11 protein-coding genes are annotated in these 6,408 nt (G+C 66.4%); 8 read left to right on the forward strand and 3 right to left on the reverse strand.

The annotated features are described in order from the left end of the window. Positions 1-144: 144 nt before the first annotated feature. A complete protein-coding gene (locus BIU96_RS08105; RefSeq protein WP_368072970.1) occupies positions 145-609 on the reverse strand; it encodes a VOC family protein in 465 nt (154 codons plus the stop codon). Positions 610-651: 42 nt separating this feature from the next. Between BIU96_RS08105 and BIU96_RS08110 the strand changes: the two genes are divergently transcribed. The 6 genes from BIU96_RS08110 to BIU96_RS08135 all read left to right on the forward strand — a co-directional run bounded on the left by BIU96_RS08110 (position 652) and on the right by BIU96_RS08135 (position 3,877). Next, positions 652-1,446 carry an alpha/beta fold hydrolase gene (locus BIU96_RS08110; protein WP_071292098.1) on the forward strand — a complete coding sequence of 265 codons (795 nt, stop codon included), beginning with the start codon at positions 652-654 and terminating at the stop codon, positions 1,444-1,446. 71 nt (positions 1,447-1,517) lie between these two features. Continuing rightward, positions 1,518-1,829 carry a MazG nucleotide pyrophosphohydrolase domain-containing protein gene (locus BIU96_RS08115; RefSeq protein ID WP_071292120.1) on the forward strand — a complete coding sequence of 104 codons (312 nt, stop codon included), beginning with the start codon at positions 1,518-1,520 and terminating at the stop codon, positions 1,827-1,829. Between the two features lie 40 nt (positions 1,830-1,869). Continuing rightward, positions 1,870-2,535, forward strand: a complete 666-nt coding sequence (locus tag BIU96_RS08120) for an alpha/beta hydrolase (protein WP_217642248.1) — start codon at positions 1,870-1,872, stop codon at positions 2,533-2,535. 53 nt (positions 2,536-2,588) lie between these two features. Continuing rightward, positions 2,589-2,804 (forward strand): hypothetical protein, encoded by a 216-nt coding sequence (locus tag BIU96_RS08125; protein WP_071292099.1) that lies wholly within the window; start codon positions 2,589-2,591, stop codon positions 2,802-2,804. A gap of 51 nt (positions 2,805-2,855) precedes the next feature. Then, a complete protein-coding gene (locus BIU96_RS08130) occupies positions 2,856-3,245 on the forward strand; it encodes a tautomerase family protein (protein ID WP_071292100.1) in 390 nt (129 codons plus the stop codon). 113 nt (positions 3,246-3,358) lie between these two features. After that, entirely contained in the window at positions 3,359-3,877 is a 519-nt protein-coding gene (locus BIU96_RS08135) for a GNAT family N-acetyltransferase (protein WP_071292101.1), read from the forward strand. Positions 3,878-3,921: 44 nt separating this feature from the next. Here BIU96_RS08135 and BIU96_RS08140 read toward each other — a convergent pair whose 3' ends face one another. Further along, the gene (locus tag BIU96_RS08140; protein ID WP_071292102.1) at positions 3,922-4,470 is read right to left on the reverse strand and encodes a TetR/AcrR family transcriptional regulator; all 549 of its coding nucleotides are present in this window, start codon (positions 4,468-4,470) and stop codon (positions 3,922-3,924) included. 55 nt (positions 4,471-4,525) lie between these two features. On the opposite strand from BIU96_RS08140, the gene BIU96_RS08145 reads away from it, so the two are divergent. Together BIU96_RS08145 and BIU96_RS08150 are read left to right on the forward strand one after the other, a co-directional pair. Then, positions 4,526-5,347, forward strand: a complete 822-nt coding sequence (locus BIU96_RS08145; protein WP_071292103.1) for an SDR family NAD(P)-dependent oxidoreductase — start codon at positions 4,526-4,528, stop codon at positions 5,345-5,347. Between the two features lie 241 nt (positions 5,348-5,588). Next, entirely contained in the window at positions 5,589-5,840 is a 252-nt protein-coding gene (locus BIU96_RS08150) for a hypothetical protein (RefSeq protein WP_071292104.1), read from the forward strand. A 22-nt stretch (positions 5,841-5,862) separates the two neighbouring features. Here the strand turns inward: BIU96_RS08150 and BIU96_RS08155 are convergent, their stop codons facing one another. After that, positions 5,863-6,093, reverse strand: coding sequence for a hypothetical protein (locus BIU96_RS08155; RefSeq protein ID WP_139199911.1), 231 nt, complete (start codon positions 6,091-6,093; stop codon positions 5,863-5,865). Positions 6,094-6,408 lie beyond the last annotated feature (315 nt).

Below are 6,408 nucleotides of genomic sequence, written 5' to 3' on the forward strand. Positions count from 1 at the left end.
AGGGATGACGCCAAGACGAGGACGCCTACGATCGCTGGGGACCACAGCTGCCAGGTACTACGTTCTGGTCGTCGTGGGCGCGATGTGGTCATGATGCGCACGATAGTCGTGGTCCGGTCGCACCGCGTCCCGGAAACCGATCGGCTACCGGGACGGGGTGCACGGCGTGACGAAGATGCAGAAGGGGTGCCCGGAAGGGTCCGCGAAGACAATGAGGGGTTCGGCAGTGTCGGCGGACCGATCCGTCAGGACTGCCGCTCCGAGGCGTAGGGCGCGAGCCCGCTGCTGTTCGAGTGCTGCTGTCGAGTCGACGGTCAGGTCGAGGTGGAGCATCTGCGGGGGTGAGCCTGTCGGCCACTGTGGTCGGGGCTGGTCAGGAGCGAGTTGGAGGGCCAGGCGGCGGGTGCCGTCCTCGGCGGTCAGCACCAACCACTCGGGTTCCTCCGACTCATCAGCAGCAGGAGCGTCACCGTCGCGATACCGAAGGCCCAGGAGCGACCGGTAAAACTCGGCCAGCTCACGCGGTGCAGACGTGTCGATGACGGTCTGCAGGAGATGTGGGACGTCGTCCGAGGAAGGCATGCCCCTGTCTACCGTCCGGACCGCCATCGGCTGTCGGGCACACGACCCCTGCCGCGGTAGCGTTGGCGCGTGGGTGGAGCACGGCGCGCGGTGGACGTCGCGGACGGTTCAAGAATCTCGTATTCGGTCTTCGATGGAGAAGACCCGGCGATCGTCATTCTGCATGGGCTCGCCGGCAGCAGCCGCGAGTTCATGCCGACCGCGCATGCGCTCGCTCCGCGAAGGGTGATCCTCGTCGACCAGCGCGGGCATGGGCTCAGCACCCGCAAACCGACCGATATCACTCGCGCCGCATTTGTCGAGGATGTCGCGGCCGTGGTCCGGACCGAGTCGGAGGGGCCGATCGATCTTGTCGGCCAATCGATGGGCGCACACACCGCGATGCTTGTCGCGTCGGCCCACCCGGAGCTAGTGCGCCGTTTGGTGCTCCTGGAAGGAAACGAGGGCGGCGGCTCCGCAGAGGACCACGCCGCTCTCGGCGACTACTTCCGCTCCTGGAAGGTGCCATTTGCCAGCAGAGAGGACGCGCGTGCAGCGCTCGGTGGTGGTCCACTAGCTCAGGCGTGGGCTGCGGATCTCGAACTGCGCAGCGACGGCCTATATCCGCGCTTCGATGCCGACGTGATGGTGCGAATCATCACGGAAGTGGCGGTGCCGCGTTGGAGCGAGTGGGAGAGCATTGCCGCTCCGACGCTCGTCGTGTACGCGGACGGCGGCATGTTCTCCGAGGGACAGAAGACGGAGTTTGTCCGCCGCGGCGCAAGTGTCAGCCGCGCCGACCTTGTCGGCGCCTCACACGACGCGCATCTGGACGCCTTCGAGCAGTGGAGCGTAATGCTCCGTGACTTCCTCACCGCCCGCTGACTGATCCGCTACCGGAGGCCCAGATGGCCAGCTGATCGGTGTCCGTGCCCGTGCGATGGGACACTGCGGTGGTGCAGATCGATGAGTTGAGGGACGAGGTCGAGCAGGTCTCGGCGTTCTATGCGGAGCGTCACCGCACCGACCGGACCGACGACTGGTTCGTGTTGAAGCTCAACGAAGAAGTGGGGGAGTTGACACAGGCGTACCTCGCCCGGGCCGGTCAGGCGCGCGACAAAGGCCGCTCCGGAGAAGAACTCGAAAGCGACTTCAGATCCGAGCTGGCGGACGTGCTCGCCCAGGTCCTCCTCATCGCGCGCCGCTTCGACGTGGACCTGTCTGACGAGGTTGCCCGGAAGTGGCTCGTCTGGAAGCCAGCTCAGTAGCGCACTTGCTGTCGGGCTCGATCGCAGGTTGGCTGGTTGCGTGACGTCTCCCGAAGTGATCCTCGTGCACGGTCTGTACCACCAGCCGCAGCACATGCAGCCGCTCAAGGAGGCGCTGGACGCGCGTGGTGCCACCGTCCATGTTCCCCGCCTCCACCGGGGGTCGCTCGCGGCCGATACCGAGGCCGTGCAGGGAGCCGTCGACGCTTGTCAGGACAGGCCCGTGCTGGTCGCCCACAGCTACGGCGGTGCGGTGGTCGCCGGGGTAGAGGGGGCCGCCTCGTTCGTGTTCATGGCGGCCTTCACACCGAGGGTCGGAGAGAGCTGCGCGCAGCTCGGTGGCCCTGACGCGCCGGTGAGTTCTTTCGTCCGGCCACACCCGGAAGGTGGCACGTTCATCCCGGCTGAGGCGGCGGTCGAGCTGTTCTACGCCGGCTGTGACCCGCAGGCAGCACGGCGGGCCGTAGACCTGCTCGTGCCGCAGGCGTCGGGGCACGGGAGAGGTGTCGTCGAAGCAGCACCGTGGGAGCGCTCGGGCAGTCACTACATCGTCTGCTCGGACGACCGCGCGATGAGCCCCGCTCTGCAACTGCGGATGGCGAAGCGGTGCAGCAGCCACGAAGTACTCAGCGCCAGCCACTCGCCGTACATCTCGCAGCCCCAGCACGTAGCGGCGTCAGTGCTGGGCCGCGCCGCGCACCGGTAGCCCATCGCTCATCGGGACGTCGGTCGGCTTGTGCCACGGGTAGCTTCACCATCATGACGAATCGCGAGTGGCTGGGCCGACGTCTACCACTTTGGACGCTCGTCCTCGTCGGGGTCGTTCTTCTCGGCGTCGCCGCGCTGCTGTTGTTCCTCGTCGACTCGATGTTGGTCTTTCTGGCTATCTCGCCACTCACCATCGTCGGGCTGTACACGCTCGCCTACGCCGGCGGGGAGTGGCGACGACGAAGCGACCAGCAGCGCGACCGGTAGCCGATCGGCTACCGAGACGGAGCCCGCGGATGTGCTCGCTAGCATCTCGTCATGGCTCAAGTCATCGTCTACGGCCTCGAATCCACCATCGACGTACATCGTGCGGCGCTCTCGGACGCGATCCACGGCGCGATCATGAAGGCGCTGGACTACCCGGCCGAGAAGCGGTTCCAACGATTCATCCCGCTCAACCCTGCCGACTTCATCTACCCCGAGGACAGAGGCCCGCGCTACACGATCATCGAAATCTCGATGTTCGAAGGTCGGACTACCTCCGCGAAGCGAGCGCTCATCAGCGAACTCTTTGCCCGGATCGAGTCAGCGACAGGAATCCCACCGCACAGCATCGAGATCACCATCACCGAGACGCCGAAGCTGAACTGGGGCATCCGCGGGCAGAACGCGCAAGACCTCAGCCTCGGGTACCAGGTCGACGTCTGACTCGACCGCAGTCTCGGTGGCCGATCGTCTTCCGGACGTGTTGATGGTGCTCGTCCCGCGGGCCGTCGGAGTGTTTCGATGCCTTGGCTGTCGTTCGATCGACACAATGCAGTGTGATCTCTGGACTGAGCCTGCCCTTCACCCTCACCTTCCGAGCGTCGGACCTGCTGCTCCGACGAGCAACGCTCGAGGACCTGCATTCGATCATCCGGCTCCTATCCGACGACACGATTAGCGCGGGGCGCGGCGATGTTGCGGGGGCTGCAGACGAACCCGCCTACGCAGAAGCGCTCCGGCGGATCATCGACGATCCGAGCAACGACGTCCTGGTCGTGGTGGACGGGCGTGGCGTCGTCATCGGCACCTTGCAGCTGACGGTCATTCCAGGCATGGCGCGACGAGGCAGTACCCGGCTGCTGGTCGAGGCAGTCCGGATCGCCAGCACCGAACGATCGTCCGGTGTAGGGACGGCTGTGATGCGATGGGTCGTGGAGCAGGCCGCGATCGAGCTCCGAGCGCCGCTGGTGCAGCTGACCTCCGACGCCGCCCGAACTGATGCGCACCGGTTCTATCGCCGACTCGGCTTCATTGACTCCCACGTCGGTTTCAAGATCGCCGTGTCCCTGCCTTAAACGCCGGTCCGGTAGCGGATCGTTCACCGGACACGCACGGTGCCTCAGTACACGTGCGCTCCGAGCAGAGTTCGGTCGGTGTGCTGCTCGATCCACCCGCGGTCGAAGCCCCCGCTACGGAGCAGCCATCTGTGAAGCACGGGGCCGAGCAAGAGTTCCGCTGCCGCTGCCGGATCAGCGGCGCCCGCCTGGTCGAAGCGATGGGCGATGGCTGCCATCTGAGGCTCGAGTAGCCGTTCGCGGTACTGGCGTGCGAGCTCGACGTCGGACTGGATCGCGGCAGTGACTGCACGCAGCAGCGGTTCGGTCGCGGGTGAGGTCAGCTCCCGGATCGTTCCCTCGAGCAGGAGGCGCAGGTCGGCTTTCAGATCACCACTGTCCGGCACGACAACGGCGCCTTCCGGGCCTTCGCTCCGGGCGAGAAGGGCGTCGAACACGATCGCAGCCGTCGACGGCCACGTCCGGTAAAGCGTCTGCTTGCCCGTGCCGGCGCGGCGGGCGACGCCCTCCATCGTGAGTTGCGCGAATCCGACATCGGCCACGAGGCCGAGCACCGCTTCGTGAACACGTGCCCGCGTCCGCTTGCTGGCCATGTCGAGAAGTCTACCCGAACGAGACGGTGCGTCTCGTTCTGGGTACGATGGTTCCATGCGCACTCGACAGGTCTGGATGATCACCGGCGCCGCCCGCGGTCTCGGCCGCGCCCTTACCCTCGCTGCACTCTCTGAGGGGCACGTCGTCGTCGCGACCGTCCGCGGCGAGCACACTCTTGCTCCCCACGAGCGGCTACACGTCCGGCATCTCGACGTTCGCGACCGTGCGGTGGCGAGAGTCACCGTCGCCTCCGTGGCCGAGGAGCTCGGACGACTGGATGTGCTGGTCAACAACGCCGGCTACGGCCTCATCGGAGCGGTCGAAGAAGTCGGAGAGAGCGAGGCCGAGGATCTTCTTGCTACCGACCTGCTCGGTCCGCTCTGGCTCTCGCAGGCGGCCGTGCCCGTGATGCGGAGCCAGGGAGAAGGCCACGTCGTGCAGATCTCCACGGTCGGCGCCGTCGGCACCATGCCGACACTCGGGCTCTATAACGCAGCGAAATGGGGCCTCGAGGGGTGGACCGAAGCGATGGCAGCCGAGGTAGCCCCGTTCGGCATCCGCACGACGATCGTGCAGCCCGGGGCGATGGACACTGACTGGGCTGCAGGCAGCATGCGCTTCGCGACACCCGTCCCCGAGTACGACGATCTCCGGGTCGGCCTCTTCGGAACTACCGAGGTGCCGTGGCCCGCCGGAGGCACCGGTGGCGGAACCTCACCCGCGACGATCGCAGCCGCTGTCCTCGCGCACGTCGCAGACCGGAACGACCGCCGCCTCCGCCTGCTTGTCGGAGATGACGCTCCCGAACAAGTCCGCGCTGCGCTGGACAAACGAATCGAGGACTACCGGCTCGATCCGCGGTGGTTGACGGCCTGATGCTCGAGTCCGCGCCAGCAAGGGGATCCCGACCGAGGGTGTTCCGATGTAGGTGGAGTTTCGGCGCACGCTTGAGCCCCTTCGGAAAACCGAGAGGTCGGAGCAGCGGGTCCAGGCTCTCCCACTGGAACCGCCGCTCCGCGAGCTACACACCCTCCTCGCCGCCTGCGCCGAGGCTCAATAGCCGATCGGCTACCGGACTCCGTCTGACAGCTAGAACCCATCCCATAGGGTCACGTACATGACCGAGTCGAAGCGGCGCAGCATCCTCGAACGAATCGTCGGGAAGCCCCTCCCGTGGCTTGCGTGGACCTGGGCCGCTCTGGCTGTGATTTGGATCGTTCTGGCCATCGTCGACCCGTCCGGATTCCACACGTTCATGGCGATCACGTGGTCAGTTCTCGCCATCGTCCAACTCAGCGCCGCCTACTACGCCCGCAAGCAGGAACACGGGCGAGCTCCGACAGCCGAAGCCGACACCGCTGCCCACTGATTCCACGTCCGTAGCCGATCCGCTACCGGGCGCTCGAGTGGTCCGCGGGATGCCGAGGGAGCACGGCTGTGAGTACACCCCCGACCAGAAGGACCAGACCGAGGCCGGCGATGAAGAACTCGCCGACGGCGTCCGGCGCGTCGAAGACAGCGTGCTCATCAAACCAGGTCCCGAGGATCGCGCCGTCGACGTAGTCGACAACCATGATGACCAGGCCCAGGAAAGCCGAACACCAAGCCCACAACCGCTGCATGCATCCGAGCATGGCCGATGGGACCACCGCGCTGCTGAGAGCGCGTCGACGGCCATCCAAAGCCGCGATGGAGGCAGCTCCGGCTCGCCCCGGTGGAGGATGGCCGCTCGGACGTGTTCGTTGATGGCCTCCGACATCTCCCGCAGCGAAGTGAGGCCTACGGACCCGGCCCGGCTCGAACGGGCAACCACCCTCGCCATCCTGCGGGCAGGACGCACCCTTGCCGGGTAGATGCGCCTTGGGCGGGTTCACGTCGAGAATATCGCCGCAGCGCCCTAGCTCGGGTCCCGTTGGCCGATCGGCTATCGGGACGGG

Source organism: Curtobacterium sp. MCBA15_008 (assembly GCF_001865065.1).
Classification (GTDB): Bacteria; Actinomycetota; Actinomycetes; order Actinomycetales; family Microbacteriaceae; genus Curtobacterium.

Coding starts and splice junctions, on each gene's coding strand:
- BIU96_RS08105 (WP_368072970.1), bottom strand. CDS start 609: ATGGCGGTCCGGACGGTAGACAGGGGCATGCCTTCCTCGGACGACGTC.
- BIU96_RS08125 (WP_071292099.1), top strand. CDS start 2,589: ATGACGAATCGCGAGTGGCTGGGCCGACGTCTACCACTTTGGACGCTC.
- BIU96_RS08130 (WP_071292100.1), top strand. CDS start 2,856: ATGGCTCAAGTCATCGTCTACGGCCTCGAATCCACCATCGACGTACAT.
- BIU96_RS08140 (WP_071292102.1), bottom strand. CDS start 4,470: ATGGCCAGCAAGCGGACGCGGGCACGTGTTCACGAAGCGGTGCTCGGC.
- BIU96_RS08145 (WP_071292103.1), top strand. CDS start 4,526: ATGCGCACTCGACAGGTCTGGATGATCACCGGCGCCGCCCGCGGTCTC.
- BIU96_RS08150 (WP_071292104.1), top strand. CDS start 5,589: ATGACCGAGTCGAAGCGGCGCAGCATCCTCGAACGAATCGTCGGGAAG.
- BIU96_RS08155 (WP_139199911.1), bottom strand. CDS start 6,093: ATGCAGCGGTTGTGGGCTTGGTGTTCGGCTTTCCTGGGCCTGGTCATC.